We start from the raw sequence: 17,588 nt of genomic DNA on the forward strand, positions 1-17,588 counted from the left end.
GAGGATGTTATGGAAAAAATCACATTAACACTGCCCGCCAGCCGTGCCCTGAACGGCAAAGCGCTGGCAGGCGTTGTGGGCTCCGGTGATATGGAGGTGTTATTTACCGCCGACCAGGGCCAGACATTAACAGTCGAGATCACCACCTCCGTCGATAACAGCCGTGGCCGCTGGGACGCGCTGTTTAACAGACTGCAAACCGTCAGCAGCCTGCCGGCTGGCAAGCTAACCATTCACGACTTTGGCGCAACGCCGGGCGTAGCGCGCATTCGTATCGAACAGGTCTTTGAGGGGGTGAGCCATGCGTGATGACAGCAGCTTTATTGAATTGAAAGCACGCCAGCGTGCGCAGGCGCTGCTCGACGAGGGCAGCTATCGCGAACTGCTGGATCCGTTTGAAGGGATTATCTCTCCGTGGCTGGGGCCGCAGGGCATTGTGCCGCAGGCCGATGACGGCATGGTGGTGGCAAAAGGCACCATCAACGGTAAACCCGCCGTGGTCGTGGCGATAGAAGGCGCGTTCCAGGGCGGCAGTATGGGCGAAGTCTCCGGCGCCAAAATGGCGGCCGCGCTGGAGCTGGCGGCGGAAGATAACCGTAACGGCATTCCAACCCAGGCGGTACTGAGCCTCGAAACCGGCGGCGTACGTCTGCAGGAGGCTAACCTTGGCCTGGCGGCGATTGCCGATATCCACGCGGCCATCGTCGATCTGCGTCGCTATACCCCGGTCATCGGCATTGTCGCCGGTACCGTTGGTTGCTTCGGCGGGATGTCCATTGCCGCAGCGCTGTGCAGCTATCTTATTGTGACCCGCGAAGCGCGTCTCGGCCTGAACGGCCCGCAGGTTATCGAGCAGGAAGCGGGCATTGAAGAGTACGACTCCCGCGACCGTCCGTTTATCTGGAGCATGACCGGGGGCGAAATTCGCTATCAAAGCGGGCTGGTGGATGCCCTGGTGGGCGACGGCGTGAACGCGGTGAAAGCGGCGATGAACGACGCGATTGCGAAAGGCGTGCCGGCAAAACACCGTACCGACAATTATGACTGGTATCTCGAACGCCTGAGTCACTTCGACACCCGCAAACAGGCGGATACCGAACAGATTCACGCGCTCTTTGCCCGGGAGGTGAAATGATGAGTACTTCAATTAGCCGTGGTGAACTCTGGCTGGAAACTCTTGCGCCGAATGCCCGTCGTCTGGAAGGGCTCTGCCCGTCGGTTCAGGCGGCGGACGGCGAGCTGAATGGCGAAGCGGTACGCTTTGTCGCGGTAGTGCCGGATACAAACAACCACTACCCGCGTGCGGCGAAAGGCGAGGTCGGTCTGCTGGAGGGCTGGACCCTGGCCAAAGTGGTGAGTGAAACCGTCGCGGCTGATGCTGACAAAGCGGTCAAGCGCCCGATTGTGGCGGTGATCGACGTGCCGAGCCAGGCCTATGGCCGTCGTGAAGAGGGCTTTGGTATTCACCAGGCGCTGGCCGGTGCTGCTGCAGCCTATGCTAACGCACGTCTGGCGGGCCATCCGGTGATTGGTCTGATCGTCGGGAAAGCGATGTCCGGGGCGTTTCTGGCTCACGGCTATCAGGCCAACCGATTGATCGCCTTCAACGACAAGGGCGTACTGATCCACGCGATGGGCAAAGAGTCTGCCGCCCGCATCACGCTGCGTACCGTTGAGGCGCTTGAAAAACTGGCGGCGACCATTCCGCCGATGGCGTATGACATCAGTAACTACGCTACTCTGGGGCTGCTGGAGAACCTGCTGGATATCAGCAATCCGGACGCACCTTCATCCATCGATCTGGCGCTGGTGAAAACCACGTTGCAACAGGCCATTGATGACGCTCGCCGGGATCCGACGCTGAAAAGCCGTCTGGGCGCCGACAATCGCCATAGCTCCGCTCTTGTACGCGAACGTATGCGAGCCAGCTGGTAATACCCAAAAATAAAAGACCTGCCAGATGCACGCCCCGTGGGCGCACCCGTTGCGCCCGCGTGGGAACCTGCATCCTGAAAATAATAACCATCGCGTCAGTGCTTAAACTTCTTTTTTACAGGTGATTTATGACTTATGTGATTGTTCATGCCCTTGCCCCCATTTTTGTCATCATGCTGCTCGGCTTCTGGGCCGGTAAAGCCAAAATGGTGGACAACAAAAATGTCTCTCTGCTTAATATCTTCGTGATGGATTTTGCGCTGCCCGCCGCGCTGTTCAGCGCCACGGTGCAAACGTCCTGGACAGGTATCATTGCCCAGTCGCCGCTGATCCTGGTTCTGACTCTGGCGATGTGGATCACCTATGCGGCCATCTACTTCCTCGCCACGAAAGTCTTTAAAAAGTCCCCGCAGGATGCCGCCGTGCTGACGCTGACCGTGGCGCTGCCAAACTATGCGGCACTGGGCCTGCCGATTCTGGGCAGCGTGTTGGGTGAGAGCCCGGCGACCTCACTCTCGGTAGCGGTCTCCATTGCCTGCGGCTCCGTACTGATGACGCCGTTCTGTCTGCTGATCCTGGAGCGTGAGAAAGCGCGCGCCGAGGGCAATAACTCCGGTTCAACGCTCTCCATGCTGCCGGTGCTGATGTGGCGCTCCATTAAGAAACCGATTGTGATGGGCCCGCTGCTGGGTGTCATTCTCTCTGCCATCGGTATCAAAATGCCGGAACTGGTTCTGGCGGCGATTAAACCGCTGGGGCTCTCCGCCACCGCTGCGGCGCTGTTCCTGACCGGGGTGATCCTGTCGGCCCGTAAGCTGCAGATCAACACGATGGTCATTAGCGCGACGATCGCCAAGCTGCTGATTCAACCAGCCATTGCGTGGGGTATCGTTTTACTCTTCGGTCTGCACGGTTCCGTGGCTATCACCGCTATCCTGATGATTGCCCTGTCCGCCGGTTTCTTCGGCGTGGTGTTCGGTAACCGCTTTGGCGTGCAGTCGCCGGATGCGGAAGCGGTGCTGCTGTTAAGCTCCGTCCTGTGTATCCTGTCGCTGCCGCTGTTTATCTCGCTGACTTCAGGAATGTAATCATGACCACAACATTACGCCCGCACGACTTAATCTGGCTTACCACACGGGATGCGCTGGAGGATATCCAGGAGCCCTGGGTGGATGCAGCCTGGCATACCGGGTTGCCGGTGGTGGTGCGGCGTGATGTTGAGGGTAGCGGGCGTATTCCGGTCGGGGTACGCGGCCTTAAGCGCGAGCAGCGCGCGGCGGGCTGGGTTAACCCTCACCAGATTGCCCGCGTGGTCTCCCCCGAACAGCTGAGCGCAGAAGAAAGTCTGCTGCGCTCGCCGTTTATCACTCAGCCACCGGTTCAGGTGGCCGTACAGCTTTCCCGCATCTCCTGGCCCTGGACATGGGGCATTACCGGCAGCACCGGCTATGCGCTGGCGACCGGTATTGCGGTGATCCACGCCGCAAGCGATCTCGATCTGCTGATCCGCGCCCCGCAGCCGCTTTCGCGCACGGATTTACTCAGCTGGCAGTCACAGCTTGAAGGGGCGCTCTGCCGGGCCGATACCCAGGTCGAGACGCCGCTGGGCGGCTTTGCGCTCAACGAATGGCTACGTGATGGAAAAACGTTGCTGAAAACCGACCGGGGGCCGCGCCTGACGACGAACCCCTGGGCATGGGAGGAACAATGAAGATCCTGTTTACCTTTCCGGGGCAGGGGACGCAGCATCTTGGTATGCTGCAAAACCTGCCGGGAACCGAGCTGGCGCAGGCGCGTGAAGTGCTGGGCGCCAGTGAAGTGGATGCGCTGGACTCCCCGGCGGCGCTACAGCATACCCGCGCGGTGCAGCTCTCGCTGCTGATCGCGGGTGTCGCCTGGGCGCGGGAACTGGCACGTCGCGGCGTGGCGCCGGATATCGTCAGCGGCCTCTCTATCGGCGCGTATCCTGCGGCAGTGCTCTCCGGGGCGCTCGATTTTGCTGATGCCCTGACGCTGGTGGCCCTGCGTGGCGATCTGATGGAGCAGGCTTATCCACACGGTTACGGCCTGACAGCCATTATGGGGTTAACCCTTGCGCAGGTAGAAACCCTGATGGAAGGTACCGGCACCTACGTTGCCAACCTGAACGCGGAGACGCAGATTGTGATTGCGGGAACCGACGAGGGGATGGCGGAAGTGGCGGCGCGTGCGCTGGCGAAAGGGGCCAACAAAGCCCGTCGTCTGGCGGTGAGCGTCCCGTCGCACTGCGAACTGCTGGCCGAGCCGGCGCAAAAACTGGTTGAGGCCTTTAGCCGGGTCACGCTCTCTCGTCCCCGCTGCGCCTACCTTAGCGGCAGCACCGGGCGGGTACTCTGGCAGCCGGAAAAAATTGCCGACGATCTGGCGATGAACATGGCCCGGACGGTGCGCTGGCAGGAGGCGGTGATTGCCGCTAACGAACGCGAAGCGCGGCTGGCGATAGAGATGCCTCCCGGCGGCGTGCTCACCTGCCTGACGCGTCAGGCAGCCTGGGAAGGGGAGTCGGTCTCTCTGGAAAGGAGCGGCATGGATGTCGCGGTGCATCTCGCCCGGCGTCTTAAGGCGTAGCGTTCTGATCAAGGCGGCGGGCGTACATGCGGCCTTCCGCCGCCAGCGCCCGCAGGCTCGGATCCTGCTCGCGGTTGCGGGCAAAGACGATGGCGATCAGCTGCTGCATTTGATACGGCTGGGCCAGCTTTAACAGCTGCACCGAGTTTTCATACACCTTTTTCATCCTGCCCGGCATCAGCGTAAAGCCGACACCTGCCTGCACCAGACTCAGCATTGAAAAAATATCATTGACCCGGGTGACGATTTCCGGCTCAAAACCAGCGATATGAAACGCTTCCTGGAAACCGGCATAGGTGGCGAAGCCCTCTGCCAGGGCGACAAACTTCTGGTCTTTGTAGTCGCGTAAGTCCGCCAGCGCGTTGGTATTGAGCTGCGCCGAAGCGGGGGCGGCCAGAAAGATGTCATTGTGGAACAGGGGCAGCACTTCGAGATTGTTGCGATCAATCTCACTCTCCGAGATGGAGATGAGAATGGCATCGAGCGCGCCTTCATCCAGCAGATGCAGCAGGGTGTCGTTGGATCCCATGGTGAGATCCATCTCCAGATCCGGACGGCGCAGTTTCATGCCCATAATGAGCTGCGGAACGGTCTCAAGCGTCAGAGAGTAGAGCGTCCCCACCCGCAGACGGCCCTGGCCGACGCCGGCCGTTTTACGCGCCTCTTCCAGCCCGCGCTCCATCACCTCCTGACAATACTCAAGCAATGTCCAGGCGGCGGGCAGGGCGATCAGATTACGGCCTTTATGTGTAAACAGCGGGCAGCGGACGTTCTCTTCCAGGGTGTGCAGGGCACGATGGACGCTGACCCCGCTGAGGTTCAGCACCTCAGCGGCACGGGCGATATTGCCCGTCTCCATGAAGGTCATGAAGATGCTCAGTTTGCGGAATGTAATTTCGCTGGTCAGGTCAGGTATCATCGCCCCTCCCGGGTTAGTCGCTCTGGAGCATCTCTTCGAGCTGTTCCTGCGCCTCCAGCCAGGCCATTTCGCACTCCTCAAGGCTGGATTTGGTTTTAGCCTGCACCTGCAGGCACTCGGTTAGCTCGGCTTTACGCGTCTGGTCATACAGGCCGCTGTCGCCCAGCTTCTCTTCCACGGTGGCCAGCGTGGCGTTGAGCTTCTCCATCTCTTTTTCCAGACGGGTAATCTCTTTACGCAGCGGCTGGGTCTGAGTGCGCAGCTCTGCTTCACGGCGCTTCTGATCTTTACGCGCCTGGGCGCTGTTGGCGTTCTCTTTCGCTGCCTCTTCCGGCTGGTTTTCCTGCTTCTGCACGTCCGTCAGCCACTGCTGGTAATCTTCCAGATCGCCGTCGAAAGGCTCTACTTTACTGTCGTGCACCAAGTAGAGATCGTCGGTGGTGGAGCGGATCAGGTGACGATCGTGCGAAACGACAACCAGCGCGCCTTCGAACTCAATCAGCGCTTCGGTCAGCGCCTGACGCATGTCAAGATCCAGGTGGTTAGTCGGTTCATCGAGCAGTAGCAGATTCGGGCGCTGCCAGACGATGAGGGCCAGCACCAGGCGCGCTTTTTCGCCGCCGGAGAAGCGCTCAGTATTCTCGGTCACTTTATCGCCCTGGAAGCCGAAGCCGCCCAGATAATCCCGCAGCTTCTGCTCCATCTCCTGCGGGGCCAGACGCGCCAGGTGCTGCAGCGGCGATTCGTCCGCGCGTAAAAATTCCAGCTGATGCTGGGCGAAATAACCAAGCTTGATGCCCTTCGCCAGACCAATATCGCCACGCACCGGCGCAAGCTCGCCCGCCAGCAGCTTAATCAGCGTCGATTTACCGGCGCCGTTGCGCCCGAGCAGACCGATACGGGAACCCGGCACCAGGTTGAGTTTGATGGAGTCCAGAATGATGCGCTCGCCATAGCCCGCGCTGACTTTTTCCATTTTCAGCAGTGGGTTGGGGAGGCTTTCCGGCGCGCGGAAGCTAAAGTGGAACGGGTTGTCGACGTGCGCCGGGGCGATCATCTCCATGCGTTCCAGCATCTTAATGCGGCTCTGGGCCTGTTTGGCTTTTGACGCCTTCGCCTTGAAGCGATCGACAAAGCTCTGCAGGTGCGCCACGCGCTGCTGCTGGCTTTCGTACATCGCCTGCTGCTGGGAGAGACGTACCGCGCGCTGGCGCTCAAACGAGCTATAGTTGCCGGTGTACTCGAACATCGTTTCCTGTTCGATATGAATAATTTTGTCCACCACCGGGTCAAGGAAGTCACGGTCATGGGAGATCAGGATCAGCGTGCCCTGATAGCTCTTCAGCCACTTCTCCAGCCAGATGACGGCATCAAGGTCGAGGTGGTTAGTCGGTTCATCGAGCAGCAGCAGGTCAGAGCGGCAGATCAGCGCCTGGGCCAGGTTAAGGCGCATGCGCCAGCCGCCGGAGAAGTCGCTGACCGGGCGTTCCAGTTGCTCGTTACTGAACCCCAGGCCGTGCAACAGGCTGGCGGCGCGGGAGCGAATAGTCCAGGCATCAATGGCGTCGAGTTTGCCGTGCACGGTGGCAATCGCATGGCCGTCGTTGCGTTCGTTGGCGGCATGCAGCTCCGCTTCCAGCTTGCGGTATTCCCGATCGCCGTCGATAACATAATCCATCGCCGGTACGCTCAGGGCTGGCGTCTCCTGGTTTACCCAGGCCAGCTGCCAGTTGCCGGGGTAGGTAAAATTACCCCCGTCGGCACTGATTTCGTTTTTCAGCAATGACAGTAACGTGGATTTACCGCAGCCGTTTTTGCCCACCAGACCGACTTTCTGGCCCGGGTTAATGGTGGCTGTAGCGTTGTCCAGCAGGACACGTACGCCGCGACGAATTTGTAATGAGGAGAAAACAATCATAGAGCGCCGTATGTTCCGACTATGTTAAGTTGTCATTATAATCAGGTTAAATGTGCCGCCACGCGCCGCGTGGGTGTGCCATGGTAGCCCAAAACAACAGTGATGACGACCCGGGAGAGGAATGATGTCCCAGACAGCCAAAGTGCTGCTGCTGTATGCCCATCCGGAGTCTCAGGACTCGGTCGCTAACCGGGTTTTGCTACAGCCGGCATTACAGCTAAGTAATGTGACAGTGCACGATCTTTACGCGCACTACCCCGATTTTTTTATCGATATTCCCTATGAGCAGGAGCTGCTGCGCCAGCACGACGTCATCGTGTTCCAGCATCCGCTTTACACCTACAGCTGCCCGGCGCTGCTGAAAGAGTGGCTGGACCGCGTGCTGAGCCGTGGATTTGCCAGTGGCGTGGGAGGAAACCAGCTGGCGGGAAAGTCCTGGCGGAGCGTCATTACCACCGGCGAGCCGGAGAGCGCGTATCGCCACGATGGGCTTAACCGCTACTCGATGAACGAGATCTTACGCCCGTTCGAGCTGACGGCGGCCATGTGCCGCATGCACTGGCTGAGTCCGATCATTATCTACTGGGCTCGTCGGCAGCATCAGGATGAGCTGACCAGCCATGCCCGCGCGTACGGTGAGTGGCTGGCGGCGCCAAATCTGACAGGAGGTCACTGATGGAAGGCTCAGATCTTTTACTCGCAGGCGTGTTGTTCCTGTTCGCCGCCGTGGTGGCGGTGCCGTTGGCTTCGCGTCTGGGGATTGGCGCGGTGCTCGGCTATCTGCTGGCGGGCATCGCCATCGGCCCGTGGGGGCTGGGATTCATCAGCGATGTGGACGAAATCCTGCACTTCTCGGAGCTGGGCGTCGTCTTTCTGATGTTTATTATCGGCCTTGAGCTCAACCCGACGAAGCTCTGGCAACTACGGCGCTCGATCTTTGGCGTGGGTGCCGCGCAGGTGTTGTGCAGCGCGGTGATCCTCGGCGGACTCCTGATGCTCACCCACTTCTCATGGCAGGCCGCGGTGGTTGGCGGGATTGGTCTGGCGATGTCCTCTACGGCAATGGCGTTACAGCTGATGCGCGATAAGGGCATGAACCGCAACGAAGCGGGACAGCTGGGCTTCTCGATCCTTTTGTTTCAGGATCTGGCGGTGATCCCCGCGCTGGCCCTGGTTCCACTGCTGGCAGGATCGGGCGAGGAACATTTCGACTGGATGAAGATCGGCATGAAGGTGCTGGCCTTTGCCGGCATGCTGGTGGGAGGGCGCTATCTGCTCCGCCCGGTGTTCCGGTTTATTGCCGCCTCCGGCGTACGCGAGGTGTTTACCGCCGCGACGCTGCTGCTGGTGCTGGGATCGGCCCTGTTTATGGATGCGCTGGGTCTGTCGATGGCGCTCGGTACGTTTATCGCGGGTGTGCTGCTGGCGGAGAGTGAGTACCGGCATGAACTGGAAATTGCCATCGATCCCTTTAAAGGGCTGCTGTTAGGGCTGTTCTTTATCTCTGTCGGCATGGCGCTCAATCTCGGCGTGCTCTACACCCATATCCTGTGGGTGGTGATGAGCGTTGCCGTGCTGGTCACGGTTAAAATGGCGGTGCTGTATGGGCTGGCGCGGGTTTACGGCCTGCGTCAGGCGGAAAAGGCGCAGCTTGCCGGGGTGCTGAGCCAGGGGGGCGAATTCGCTTTTGTGCTCTTCTCCACAGCATCGTCCCAGAGATTGTTTCAGGATGACCAGATGGCGCTGCTGTTAGTGACCGTGACGCTGTCGATGATGACCACGCCGCTGCTCATGAAACTTATCGATAAGCAGCTGTCTCGCCGGATGAATGCCCCGGAAGATGAGCATGAAGCGCCCTTTGTGGAGGACGATAAACCGCAGGTGATAGTGGTGGGCTTCGGGCGGTTTGGGCAGGTGATCGGGCGTCTGCTGATGGCAAATAAAATGCGCGTGACGGTGCTTGAGCGCGACATCAGCGCGGTAAACCTGATGCGCAAGTACGGTTATAAGGTCTATTACGGCGATGCCACACAGGTCGAACTACTGCGCTCCGCAGGCGCAGAGGCGGCGGAGTCGATTGTTATCACCTGTAATGATCCGGAAGACACCCTGAAGCTGGTGGAGATCTGCCAGCAGCATTTTCCCCATCTGCACATCCTGGCCCGGGCGCGAGGGCGTGTTGAGGCACATGAGCTGCTTCAGGCTGGGGTAAAGTATTTTACCCGCGAGACCTTCTCCAGTGCGCTGGAGCTGGGGCGTAAAGCATTAGTGACGCTGGGTATGCATCCTCATCAGGCCCAGCGCGCACAGTTACATTTCCGTCGTCTTGATATGCGCATGCTGCGCGAGTTGATGCCGGTTCACACCGATACGGTGCAGATTTCCCGCGTACGGGAGGCGCGTCGCGAGCTGGAAGAGATCTTCCAGCGTGAGATGCAGCAGGAGCGTCGGCAGCCGGACGGCTGGGATGAATATGAATAACGAGGTAAAGAATGGCGGTACGTAAACGTTTTATCGCCGGCGCGAAATGCCCGGCCTGCCAGGCTCAGGATTCACTGGCCATGTGGCGAGAGAACAATATCGATATTGTTGAGTGTGTTAAGTGCGGTCACCAGATGCGGGAAGCCGATAAAGAAGTGCGCGATCACGTTCGCAAAGAAGAACAAGTGATCGGCATTTTTCATCCGGACTAGCGATATGTCCCGAGTTTTTTTAAGCTAAAGGGTACACGGGTGCAGAATTCGGCTACAATCTGCGCCAGCAATTTTCCCACGCTCAGGAGATATCATGAAAGTAGCAAAAGACCTGGTGGTCAGCCTGGCCTATCAGGTACGTACAGAAGACGGTGTGTTGGTTGATGAGTCTCCGGTGAGTGCGCCGCTGGACTACCTGCACGGTCACGGTTCCCTGATCTCCGGCCTGGAAAACGCGCTGGACGGTCACGAAGTTGGCGACAAATTTGACGTTGCTGTAGGCGCAAACGACGCTTACGGTCAGTACGATGAAAACCTGGTTCAGCGTGTTCCTAAAGACGTCTTCATGGGCGTTGATGAGCTGCAGGTTGGCATGCGTTTCCTGGCTGAAACTGACCAGGGTCCGGTTCCAGTAGAAATTACGGAAGTTGAAGACGACCACGTTGTGGTTGACGGCAACCACATGCTGGCTGGCCAGAACCTGAAGTTCAACGTTGAAGTGGTTGCGATCCGCGAAGCCACTGAAGAAGAGCTGGCTCACGGCCACGTTCATGGTGCGCACGGTCATGACCACGATCACGGTCACGATGGCTGCTGCGGTGGTCACGGCCACGATCACGACCATGGTCACGAGCACGGTAAAGGCGGTTGCGGCGGTAACGGCGGCTGCGGTTGTCACTAAGCGTTACGCCTTAAGGCACAAAAAGCGGGATATTCCCGCTTTTTTTACGTCTTAATAATGGGGTGGCGGCGTCTCTTCCGACTGCGAGGCGATGTGCGATGCCTGGGAGGCTTTTACTTTTTCAGTTAACAGACGCATCAGATCCCGCAGCTTTGCCATCTCCAGCTCGTGGGCGGTGACGGTCTGATTCAGCTCATCGATGGTGATCTCCTGAAAAGCCAGGCGGCTTTCAAGCTCAGCCAGACGTGCTTCCATCTCTCTATTCTGCATGATTCACCTCGTTTGTTTCGTTAAACCCGTCCGGGGCTGGCGGCGGCGAATTTTACCTGAGATTATCCTTGCGCGCAGTAAACATCCCCTTGCTGCGAAACTAATTTAAACAAAAATAGTCTGAAATGTGGTGCTAATCAGGGGTGTCTACCTGTAGATTTGTTCCTCAACGTTTTATAGTACGCTACTCATTTACGCTTAATACGGGGTGAGAGTCCCCGGCCCTGGAGAAATGGATGAAATCACTGTTTAAAGTAACGCTGCTGGCGACCACAATGGCTGTCGCTTTGCATGCGCCGCTGACTTTCGCTGCTGATACCGCTGCGAAACCTGCTGCGACTGCTGACAGCAATGCAGCGTTCAAAAATGACGACCAGAAATCAGCCTACGCGCTGGGCGCATCTCTGGGCCGTTACATGGAAAACTCTCTGAAAGAGCAAGAAAAACTGGGCATCAAACTGGACCAGGCTCAGCTGATCGCAGGCGTTCAGGATGCGTTTGCAGACAAGAGCAAACTGTCTGACCAGGAAATCGAGCAAACTCTGCAGGCTTTCGAAGCGCGCGTGAAAGGCGCAGCGCAGGAGAAGATGGAGAAAGACGCGGCTGAGAACGAAACGAAAGGCAAAACTTACCGTGAGGCTTTCGCTAAAGAGAAAGGCGCGAAAACCTCTCCTACTGGCCTGGTCTACAAAGTAGAGAAAGAAGGGACTGGCGAGGCACCGAAAGACAGCGATACCGTCGTTGTGAACTACAAAGGTACGCTGACCGACGGTAAAGAGTTCGATAACTCTTACACCCGCGGTGAGCCACTCTCCTTCCGTCTGGATGGTGTTATCCCTGGCTGGACTGAAGGCCTGAAGAACATCAAGAAAGGCGGTAAAATCAAGCTGGTCATCCCACCGGAGCTGGCTTATGGCAAAACGGGCGTCCCGGGTATCCCGGCTAACTCCACGCTGGTATTCGACGTAGAGCTGCTGGACATCAAGCCAGCGCCGAAAGCGGATGCTAAGCCAGACGCGAAGCCGGAAGCGCCGGCAGAAGCCACCAAGAAGTAAACCGGTTAAAACCGCCGCCTCAGAAGCGGCGGTTTTTTTATTGGGGTGTAGATATAATTAACACTGGAAGCGCTACCTACGCTGTATTAACTTAATTGCCCGTGTAAATAATGAGCCTGCCCTGAAAACCTACCGACAGGCTCCTGAAAAGGAGTGTTTTTTTCATGACCAGGTCGCTTTTAACCAACGAAACCAGCGAACTTGATTTGCTGGATCAACGTCCTTTCGATCAGACCGATTTCGATATTCTGAAATCCTACGAAGCGGTAGTGGACGGGTTAGCGATGCTCATTGGGTCCCACTGCGAAATCGTTTTGCACTCCCTGCAAGATCTGAAATGTTCTGCCATCCGTATCGCCAATGGTGAGCATACTGGCCGTAAAATCGGCTCGCCAATCACTGACCTTGCACTGCGTATGCTGCACGACATGACCGGCGCGGACAGCAGCGTCTCCAAATGTTATTTCACCCGCGCGAAGAGCGGTGTTCTCATGAAGTCCGTCACCATCGCGATCCGCAACCGCGATCATCGTGTGATTGGTTTGCTGTGCATCAACATGAACCTTGATGTGCCGTTCTCCCAGATCATGAACACCTTCATTCCGCCAGAAACACCGGATGTCGGCTCCTCCGTAAACTTTGCCTCTTCCGTTGAAGACCTCGTGACCCAGACGCTGGAATTCACCATTGAAGAAGTTAATGCCGATCGCAACGTCTCCAACAATGCCAAGAATCGTCAGATCGTGCTTAACCTCTACGAAAAAGGCATTTTTGATATTAAAGATGCCATTAATCAGGTGGCCGATCGTCTCAACATCTCCAAGCACACGGTCTATCTCTACATTCGTCAGTTCAAAAGCGGCGATTTCCTGGGGCAAGAGAAGTAATGCGTTTTGCATTAATGGTGACAGGCCCGGCATACGGTACACAGCAGGCCAGCAGCGCGTTGCAGTTTGCCCGTGCACTGCTGGCGGCCGGCCATGAGCTGGTCAGCGTCTTTTTTTATCGGGAAGGGGTGTATAACGCGAACCAGCTGACCTCTCCGGCATCAGACGAGTTCGATCTGGTCCGGGCCTGGCAGTGGCTGAACCAGGAGCATGGCGTTGCCTTGCATATCTGCGTGGCGGCGGCTCTGCGTCGGGGGGTAAGCGATGCGAATGAAGCGCAACGTCTCGGCTTGCCTGCCGCGAATCTTAACGAGGGCTTCTCCCTTAGCGGCCTTGGGGCGCTGGCACAGGCTGCCTTAACCTGCGATCGTATGGTGCAATTCTGATGAACCGCGTTGCGTTTGTATTTCATTCTGCCCCACATGGCAGCGCCGCCGGAAGGGAAGGGCTGGATGCGTTACTGGCCACCTCTGCGCTGACGGAAGAGATCGGTGTGTTCTTTATCGGAGACGGCGTATTCCAGCTGCTTGCCGGTCAGCAGCCGCAGGCGGTGCTGGCGCGGGATTACATCTCGACCTTTAAAGTCCTGCCGTTGTATGACATCGAGACGTTCTACGTCTGTGCAGCTTCACTGCAGGCCCGCGGCCTGAAAGAGGATACCCCCTTTATTCTGGACGCGACCGTACTTGCACCGGCATTACTGCGGGAACAGCTTTCCCACTACGACACAATCCTGACATTCTGAGGCGCGCATGCTCCATACCCTGAGCCGTTCCCCCTGGCATTGCGACATCGAAAGCCTGTTAAGCATGCTGCGTGAGGGCGATACTGTGCTGCTGATCCAGGATGGCGTTCTGGCGGCAGTAGAAGGCAGCCGCTTTGTTGATATTCTCTGTAATGCCCCCATCTCTGTCTCAGCGCTAAAAGATGATATCGAGGCTCGCGGCCTTATTGGTCAAATTTCAACCAAAATTGACGTGGTTAGCTATACTGATTTCGTCAATCTGGCCATCCAGCACACCGGCCAAATGAACTGGTGATCTGAGATCGCTGTATAATTCTTGACACCTTTTCGACGTAGCCCTAAAATTTCGCGTCCTCATATTGTATGAGGGCGTTTTATTACGTGTTTACGAAGCAAAAGCTAAAACCAGGAGCTATTTAATGGCAACAGTTAACCAGCTGGTACGCAAACCACGTGCACGCAAAGTTGCAAAAAGCAACGTGCCTGCGCTGGAAGCCTGCCCGCAGAAACGTGGCGTATGTACTCGTGTATATACTACCACTCCTAAAAAACCAAACTCCGCACTGCGTAAAGTATGCCGTGTGCGTTTGACTAACGGTTTTGAAGTGACTTCCTACATCGGTGGTGAAGGTCACAACCTGCAGGAACACTCCGTGATCCTGATCCGTGGCGGTCGTGTAAAAGACCTTCCGGGTGTTCGTTACCACACCGTTCGTGGTGCGCTTGACTGCTCCGGCGTTAAAGACCGTAAGCAATCTCGCTCCAAATACGGCGTGAAACGTCCTAAGGCTTAATGGTTCTCCGTTAAGTAAGGCCAAACTGATTTATCTTAATGTCACACTAAACTCTTAGAGTTTTGGACAATCCTGAATTAACAACGGAGTATTCCCATGCCACGTCGTCGCGTCATTGGTCAGCGTAAAATTCTTCCAGATCCGAAATTCGGATCAGAACTGCTGGCAAAATTTGTAAATATCCTGATGGTAGATGGTAAAAAATCTACTGCAGAAGCAATCGTATACAGCGCGCTGGAGACCCTGGCTCAGCGTTCTGGTAAAAATGAACTGGAAGCTTTCGAAGTAGCTCTCGACAACGTACGCCCGACTGTAGAAGTTAAGTCTCGCCGCGTTGGTGGTTCTACTTATCAGGTACCAGTTGAAGTCCGTCCGGTCCGTCGTAATGCTCTGGCAATGCGTTGGATCGTTGAAGCTGCTCGTAAACGCGGTGATAAATCCATGGCTCTGCGTCTGGCGAACGAACTTTCTGACGCTGCAGACAACAAAGGTACTGCAGTTAAGAAACGTGAAGACGTTCACCGTATGGCAGAAGCCAACAAGGCGTTCGCACACTACCGTTGGTAATCCCTTCGGAGTATTAGTCACCAGGCGGGCGCTTCAGCGAAGCAGCCCGCTTTGGGTTACTTAACTGAACGCCTAAAAAGATAAACGAGGAATCAAATGGCTCGTACAACACCCATCGCACGCTACCGTAACATCGGTATCAGTGCGCACATCGACGCCGGTAAAACCACTACCACCGAACGTATTCTGTTCTACACCGGTGTAAACCATAAAATCGGTGAAGTTCATGACGGCGCCGCAACCATGGACTGGATGGAGCAGGAGCAGGAGCGTGGTATTACCATCACCTCCGCAGCGACTACTGCATTCTGGTCTGGTATGGCTAAGCAGTATGAACCACACCGCGTAAACATCATCGACACCCCGGGCCACGTTGACTTCACCATCGAAGTAGAACGTTCCATGCGTGTTCTTGATGGTGCGGTAATGGTTTACTGCGCAGTTGGTGGTGTTCAGCCACAGTCTGAAACCGTATGGCGTCAGGCAAACAAATATAAAGTTCCACGCATTGCGTTCGTTAACAAAATGGACCGTATGGGTGCGAACTTCCTGAAAGTTGTTGGTCAGATCAAAACCCGTCTGGGCGCGAACCCTGTTCCGCTGCAGCTGGCGATTGGTGCTGAAGAAGGTTTCACCGGTGTTGTTGACCTGGTGAAAATGAAAGCCATCAACTGGAATGAAGAAGACGCAGGCGTAACCTTCACTTATGAAGATATTCCGGCTGACATGCAGGACCTGGCTGACGAATGGCACCAGAACCTGATCGAGTCCGCTGCAGAAGCTTCAGAAGACCTGATGGAGAAATACCTGGGTGGTGAAGAACTGTCTGAAGAAGAGATCAAAAAAGCTCTGCGTCAGCGTGTTCTGAACAACGAAATCATCCTGGTAACCTGTGGTTCTGCGTTCAAGAACAAAGGTGTTCAGGCAATGCTGGATGCGGTAGTTGACTACCTGCCATCCCCGGTAGACGTTCCTGCGATCAACGGTATCCTGGACGACGGTAAAGACACGCCGGCTGAGCGTCACGCAAGTGATGACGAGCCGTTTGCTGCTCTGGCGTTCAAAATCGCTACCGACCCGTTCGTGGGTAACCTGACGTTCTTCCGCGTGTACTCTGGTGTGGTTAACTCCGGTGACACCATCCTGAACTCCGTGAAAGCTGCACGTGAGCGTTTCGGTCGTATCGTACAGATGCACGCGAACAAACGTGAAGAGATCAAAGAAGTTCGCGCGGGTGACATCGCTGCTGCTATCGGTCTGAAAGACGTGACTACTGGTGATACCCTGTGTAACCCAGATCACCCAATCATTCTGGAGCGCATGGAGTTCCCAGAGCCGGTAATCTCTATCGCCGTTGAACCAAAAACCAAAGCTGACCAGGAAAAAATGGGTCTGGCTCTGGGCCGTCTGGCTAAAGAAGACCCATCATTCCGCGTATGGACTGATGAAGAATCTAACCAGACCATCATCGCTGGTATGGGTGAACTGCACCTGGACATCATCGTTGACCGTATGAAGCGTGAATTCAACGTTGAAGCTAACGTGGGTAAACCTCAGGTTGCTTACCGCGAAGCAATTCGCCAGAAAGTTACCGATGTCGAAGGTAAACACGCTAAGCAGTCTGGTGGTCGTGGTCAGTACGGTCACGTTGTGATCGACATGTACCCACTGGAGCCGGGCTCTAACCCTAAAGGTTACGAGTTCATCAACGACATCAAAGGTGGTGTAATTCCTGGCGAATACATCCCTGCCGTTGATAAAGGCATCCAGGAGCAGCTGAAGTCTGGTCCGCTGGCTGGTTACCCGGTAGTAGACATGGGTATTCGTCTGCACTTCGGTTCTTACCATGACGTTGACTCCTCTGAACTGGCGTTTAAACTGGCTGCTTCGATCGCCTTTAAAGAAGGCTTTAAGAAAGCGAAACCAGTTCTGCTTGAGCCAATCATGAAGGTTGAAGTAGAAACGCCTGAAGAGAACACCGGTGACGTCATCGGTGACTTGAGCCGTCGTCGTGGTATGCTGCGTGGTCAGGAAACTAACGTTACTGGCGTTGTAATCCACGCTGAAGTTCCGCTGTCTGAAATGTTCGGATATGCAACTCAGCTGCGTTCTCTGACCAAAGGTCGTGCTTCTTACTCCATGGAGTTCCTGAAGTATGATGATGCGCCGAACAACGTTGCTCAGGCCGTAATTGAAGCCCGTGGTAAATAAGCCGTAGGGTTAAAATCTAAGTCCCGTGCCCCCTCGGTGAGGGGGCACTATAGTAAGGAATATAGCCGTGTCTAAAGAAAAATTTGAACGTACAAAACCGCACGTCAACGTTGGTACTATCGGCCACGTTGACCACGGTAAAACTACCCTGACCGCTGCAATCACTACCGTTCTGGCTAAAACCTACGGTGGTTCTGCTCGTGCATTCGACCAGATCGATAACGCACCAGAAGAAAAAGCTCGTGGTATCACCATCAACACTTCTCACGTTGAATACGACACCCCGACTCGCCACTACGCACACG

22 protein-coding genes are annotated in these 17,588 nt (G+C 56.3%); 19 read left to right on the forward strand and 3 right to left on the reverse strand.

The window, feature by feature from the left end:
* The first annotated feature begins 9 nt into the window (after window positions 1-9).
* The 6 genes from mdcC (at window position 10) to C3406_RS21335 (ending at window position 4,542) form a co-directional block, all read left to right on the forward strand.
* Entirely contained in the window at window positions 10-309 is a 300-nt protein-coding gene (gene mdcC / locus C3406_RS21310; RefSeq protein WP_103824837.1) for a malonate decarboxylase acyl carrier protein, read from the forward strand.
* Window positions 302-1,135, forward strand: a complete 834-nt coding sequence (locus tag C3406_RS21315; protein WP_103824838.1) for a biotin-independent malonate decarboxylase subunit beta — start codon at window positions 302-304, stop codon at window positions 1,133-1,135. Before mdcC ends, C3406_RS21315 begins: the two co-directional genes overlap by 8 nt.
* Complete coding sequence (gene mdcE / locus C3406_RS21320; protein ID WP_103824858.1) at window positions 1,135-1,935, forward strand: biotin-independent malonate decarboxylase subunit gamma; 801 nt, start codon at window positions 1,135-1,137, stop codon at window positions 1,933-1,935. The genes C3406_RS21315 and mdcE overlap by 1 nt, the downstream gene beginning before the upstream one ends.
* A 128-nt stretch (window positions 1,936-2,063) precedes the next feature.
* Window positions 2,064-3,023, forward strand: a complete 960-nt coding sequence (locus tag C3406_RS21325) for an AEC family transporter (protein WP_103824839.1) — start codon at window positions 2,064-2,066, stop codon at window positions 3,021-3,023.
* A 2-nt stretch (window positions 3,024-3,025) separates the two neighbouring features.
* Window positions 3,026-3,646, forward strand: a complete 621-nt coding sequence (locus C3406_RS21330) for a malonate decarboxylase holo-ACP synthase (RefSeq protein WP_103824840.1) — start codon at window positions 3,026-3,028, stop codon at window positions 3,644-3,646.
* Complete coding sequence (locus C3406_RS21335; protein ID WP_103824841.1) at window positions 3,643-4,542, forward strand: ACP S-malonyltransferase; 900 nt, start codon at window positions 3,643-3,645, stop codon at window positions 4,540-4,542. Before C3406_RS21330 ends, C3406_RS21335 begins: the two co-directional genes overlap by 4 nt.
* Here C3406_RS21335 and C3406_RS21340 read toward each other — a convergent pair.
* Together C3406_RS21340 and C3406_RS21345 are read right to left on the reverse strand one after the other, a co-directional pair.
* Window positions 4,532-5,461, reverse strand: a complete 930-nt coding sequence (locus tag C3406_RS21340) for a LysR family transcriptional regulator (protein ID WP_103824842.1) — start codon at window positions 5,459-5,461, stop codon at window positions 4,532-4,534. The two genes, C3406_RS21335 and C3406_RS21340, sit on opposite strands and share 11 nt — an antisense overlap.
* Window positions 5,462-5,474: 13 nt before the next feature.
* Window positions 5,475-7,379, reverse strand: coding sequence for an ABC transporter ATP-binding protein (locus C3406_RS21345; protein WP_103824843.1), 1,905 nt, complete (start codon window positions 7,377-7,379; stop codon window positions 5,475-5,477).
* Between the two features lie 121 nt (window positions 7,380-7,500).
* Here C3406_RS21345 and kefG point away from each other — a divergent pair, with 121 nt between their 5' ends.
* The 4 genes from kefG to slyD all read left to right on the forward strand — a co-directional run bounded on the left by kefG (window position 7,501) and on the right by slyD (window position 10,754).
* Window positions 7,501-8,055, forward strand: a complete 555-nt coding sequence (gene kefG, locus C3406_RS21350; RefSeq protein WP_103824844.1) for a glutathione-regulated potassium-efflux system ancillary protein KefG — start codon at window positions 7,501-7,503, stop codon at window positions 8,053-8,055.
* Complete coding sequence (gene kefB, locus C3406_RS21355) at window positions 8,055-9,860, forward strand: glutathione-regulated potassium-efflux system protein KefB (RefSeq protein ID WP_103824845.1); 1,806 nt, start codon at window positions 8,055-8,057, stop codon at window positions 9,858-9,860. The genes kefG and kefB overlap by 1 nt, the downstream gene beginning before the upstream one ends.
* Before the next feature lie 11 nt (window positions 9,861-9,871).
* On the forward strand, window positions 9,872-10,072 hold the full coding sequence (locus tag C3406_RS21360) for a YheV family putative zinc ribbon protein (RefSeq protein WP_103177277.1): 201 nt from the start codon (window positions 9,872-9,874) through the stop codon (window positions 10,070-10,072).
* 94 nt (window positions 10,073-10,166) lie between these two features.
* Window positions 10,167-10,754 (forward strand): peptidylprolyl isomerase, encoded by a 588-nt coding sequence (slyD, locus tag C3406_RS21365; RefSeq protein ID WP_103177276.1) that lies wholly within the window; start codon window positions 10,167-10,169, stop codon window positions 10,752-10,754.
* Between the two features lie 51 nt (window positions 10,755-10,805).
* On the opposite strand, the gene C3406_RS21370 is transcribed toward slyD, so the two are convergent.
* Window positions 10,806-11,024, reverse strand: coding sequence for a protein SlyX (locus C3406_RS21370; protein WP_103177275.1), 219 nt, complete (start codon window positions 11,022-11,024; stop codon window positions 10,806-10,808).
* 236 nt (window positions 11,025-11,260) lie between these two features.
* Here C3406_RS21370 and fkpA point away from each other — a divergent pair, with 236 nt between their 5' ends.
* The 9 genes from fkpA to C3406_RS21415 all read left to right on the forward strand — a co-directional run.
* A complete protein-coding gene (gene fkpA / locus C3406_RS21375; protein ID WP_103824846.1) occupies window positions 11,261-12,079 on the forward strand; it encodes an FKBP-type peptidyl-prolyl cis-trans isomerase in 819 nt (272 codons plus the stop codon).
* A gap of 164 nt (window positions 12,080-12,243) precedes the next feature.
* Window positions 12,244-12,966 carry a helix-turn-helix transcriptional regulator gene (locus tag C3406_RS21380; RefSeq protein ID WP_103824847.1) on the forward strand — a complete coding sequence of 241 codons (723 nt, stop codon included), beginning with the start codon at window positions 12,244-12,246 and terminating at the stop codon, window positions 12,964-12,966.
* Window positions 12,966-13,352, forward strand: a complete 387-nt coding sequence (tusD, locus tag C3406_RS21385; protein ID WP_103824848.1) for a sulfurtransferase complex subunit TusD — start codon at window positions 12,966-12,968, stop codon at window positions 13,350-13,352. Before C3406_RS21380 ends, tusD begins: the two co-directional genes overlap by 1 nt.
* Window positions 13,352-13,711 carry a sulfurtransferase complex subunit TusC gene (gene tusC, locus C3406_RS21390; protein ID WP_103824849.1) on the forward strand — a complete coding sequence of 120 codons (360 nt, stop codon included), beginning with the start codon at window positions 13,352-13,354 and terminating at the stop codon, window positions 13,709-13,711. Before tusD ends, tusC begins: the two co-directional genes overlap by 1 nt.
* Window positions 13,712-13,718: 7 nt before the next feature.
* Window positions 13,719-14,006, forward strand: coding sequence for a sulfurtransferase complex subunit TusB (gene tusB, locus C3406_RS21395; protein ID WP_103177270.1), 288 nt, complete (start codon window positions 13,719-13,721; stop codon window positions 14,004-14,006).
* A gap of 124 nt (window positions 14,007-14,130) precedes the next feature.
* Window positions 14,131-14,505: a 30S ribosomal protein S12 gene (rpsL, locus tag C3406_RS21400; protein ID WP_003023654.1), complete on the forward strand. Its 375-nt coding sequence runs from the start codon at window positions 14,131-14,133 to the stop codon at window positions 14,503-14,505.
* A gap of 96 nt (window positions 14,506-14,601) precedes the next feature.
* Window positions 14,602-15,072, forward strand: a complete 471-nt coding sequence (gene rpsG, locus C3406_RS21405; RefSeq protein ID WP_004106370.1) for a 30S ribosomal protein S7 — start codon at window positions 14,602-14,604, stop codon at window positions 15,070-15,072.
* 96 nt (window positions 15,073-15,168) lie between these two features.
* Window positions 15,169-17,283, forward strand: a complete 2,115-nt coding sequence (gene fusA, locus C3406_RS21410; protein ID WP_103824850.1) for an elongation factor G — start codon at window positions 15,169-15,171, stop codon at window positions 17,281-17,283.
* Between the two features lie 67 nt (window positions 17,284-17,350).
* On the forward strand, window positions 17,351-17,588 hold a 238-nt coding region (locus C3406_RS21415; protein WP_044784603.1), incomplete at its 3' end, for a GTP-binding protein.

The sequence above is a fragment of the Leclercia sp. LSNIH8 genome, from assembly GCF_002920195.1.
Taxonomy (GTDB): domain Bacteria; phylum Pseudomonadota; class Gammaproteobacteria; order Enterobacterales; family Enterobacteriaceae; genus Enterobacter.

What these genes read in the sequence shown, in the direction of transcription:
- C3406_RS21325 (WP_103824839.1), top strand. Translation starts at nt 2,064, where the DNA reads ATGACTTATGTGATTGTTCATGCCCTTGCCCCCATTTTTGTCATCATG.
- rpsL (WP_003023654.1), top strand. Translation starts at nt 14,131, where the DNA reads ATGGCAACAGTTAACCAGCTGGTACGCAAACCACGTGCACGCAAAGTT.
- mdcC (WP_103824837.1), top strand. Translation starts at nt 10, where the DNA reads ATGGAAAAAATCACATTAACACTGCCCGCCAGCCGTGCCCTGAACGGC.
- C3406_RS21370 (WP_103177275.1), bottom strand. Translation starts at nt 11,024, where the DNA reads ATGCAGAATAGAGAGATGGAAGCACGTCTGGCTGAGCTTGAAAGCCGC.
- tusC (WP_103824849.1), top strand. Translation starts at nt 13,352, where the DNA reads ATGAACCGCGTTGCGTTTGTATTTCATTCTGCCCCACATGGCAGCGCC.
- C3406_RS21360 (WP_103177277.1), top strand. Translation starts at nt 9,872, where the DNA reads ATGGCGGTACGTAAACGTTTTATCGCCGGCGCGAAATGCCCGGCCTGC.
- C3406_RS21345 (WP_103824843.1), bottom strand. Translation starts at nt 7,379, where the DNA reads ATGATTGTTTTCTCCTCATTACAAATTCGTCGCGGCGTACGTGTCCTG.
- kefB (WP_103824845.1), top strand. Translation starts at nt 8,055, where the DNA reads ATGGAAGGCTCAGATCTTTTACTCGCAGGCGTGTTGTTCCTGTTCGCC.
- rpsG (WP_004106370.1), top strand. Translation starts at nt 14,602, where the DNA reads ATGCCACGTCGTCGCGTCATTGGTCAGCGTAAAATTCTTCCAGATCCG.
- C3406_RS21330 (WP_103824840.1), top strand. Translation starts at nt 3,026, where the DNA reads ATGACCACAACATTACGCCCGCACGACTTAATCTGGCTTACCACACGG.
- fkpA (WP_103824846.1), top strand. Translation starts at nt 11,261, where the DNA reads ATGAAATCACTGTTTAAAGTAACGCTGCTGGCGACCACAATGGCTGTC.
- C3406_RS21380 (WP_103824847.1), top strand. Translation starts at nt 12,244, where the DNA reads ATGACCAGGTCGCTTTTAACCAACGAAACCAGCGAACTTGATTTGCTG.
- tusD (WP_103824848.1), top strand. Translation starts at nt 12,966, where the DNA reads ATGCGTTTTGCATTAATGGTGACAGGCCCGGCATACGGTACACAGCAG.
- slyD (WP_103177276.1), top strand. Translation starts at nt 10,167, where the DNA reads ATGAAAGTAGCAAAAGACCTGGTGGTCAGCCTGGCCTATCAGGTACGT.
- C3406_RS21315 (WP_103824838.1), top strand. Translation starts at nt 302, where the DNA reads ATGCGTGATGACAGCAGCTTTATTGAATTGAAAGCACGCCAGCGTGCG.
- tusB (WP_103177270.1), top strand. Translation starts at nt 13,719, where the DNA reads ATGCTCCATACCCTGAGCCGTTCCCCCTGGCATTGCGACATCGAAAGC.
- C3406_RS21335 (WP_103824841.1), top strand. Translation starts at nt 3,643, where the DNA reads ATGAAGATCCTGTTTACCTTTCCGGGGCAGGGGACGCAGCATCTTGGT.
- fusA (WP_103824850.1), top strand. Translation starts at nt 15,169, where the DNA reads ATGGCTCGTACAACACCCATCGCACGCTACCGTAACATCGGTATCAGT.
- C3406_RS21340 (WP_103824842.1), bottom strand. Translation starts at nt 5,461, where the DNA reads ATGATACCTGACCTGACCAGCGAAATTACATTCCGCAAACTGAGCATC.
- mdcE (WP_103824858.1), top strand. Translation starts at nt 1,135, where the DNA reads ATGAGTACTTCAATTAGCCGTGGTGAACTCTGGCTGGAAACTCTTGCG.
- kefG (WP_103824844.1), top strand. Translation starts at nt 7,501, where the DNA reads ATGATGTCCCAGACAGCCAAAGTGCTGCTGCTGTATGCCCATCCGGAG.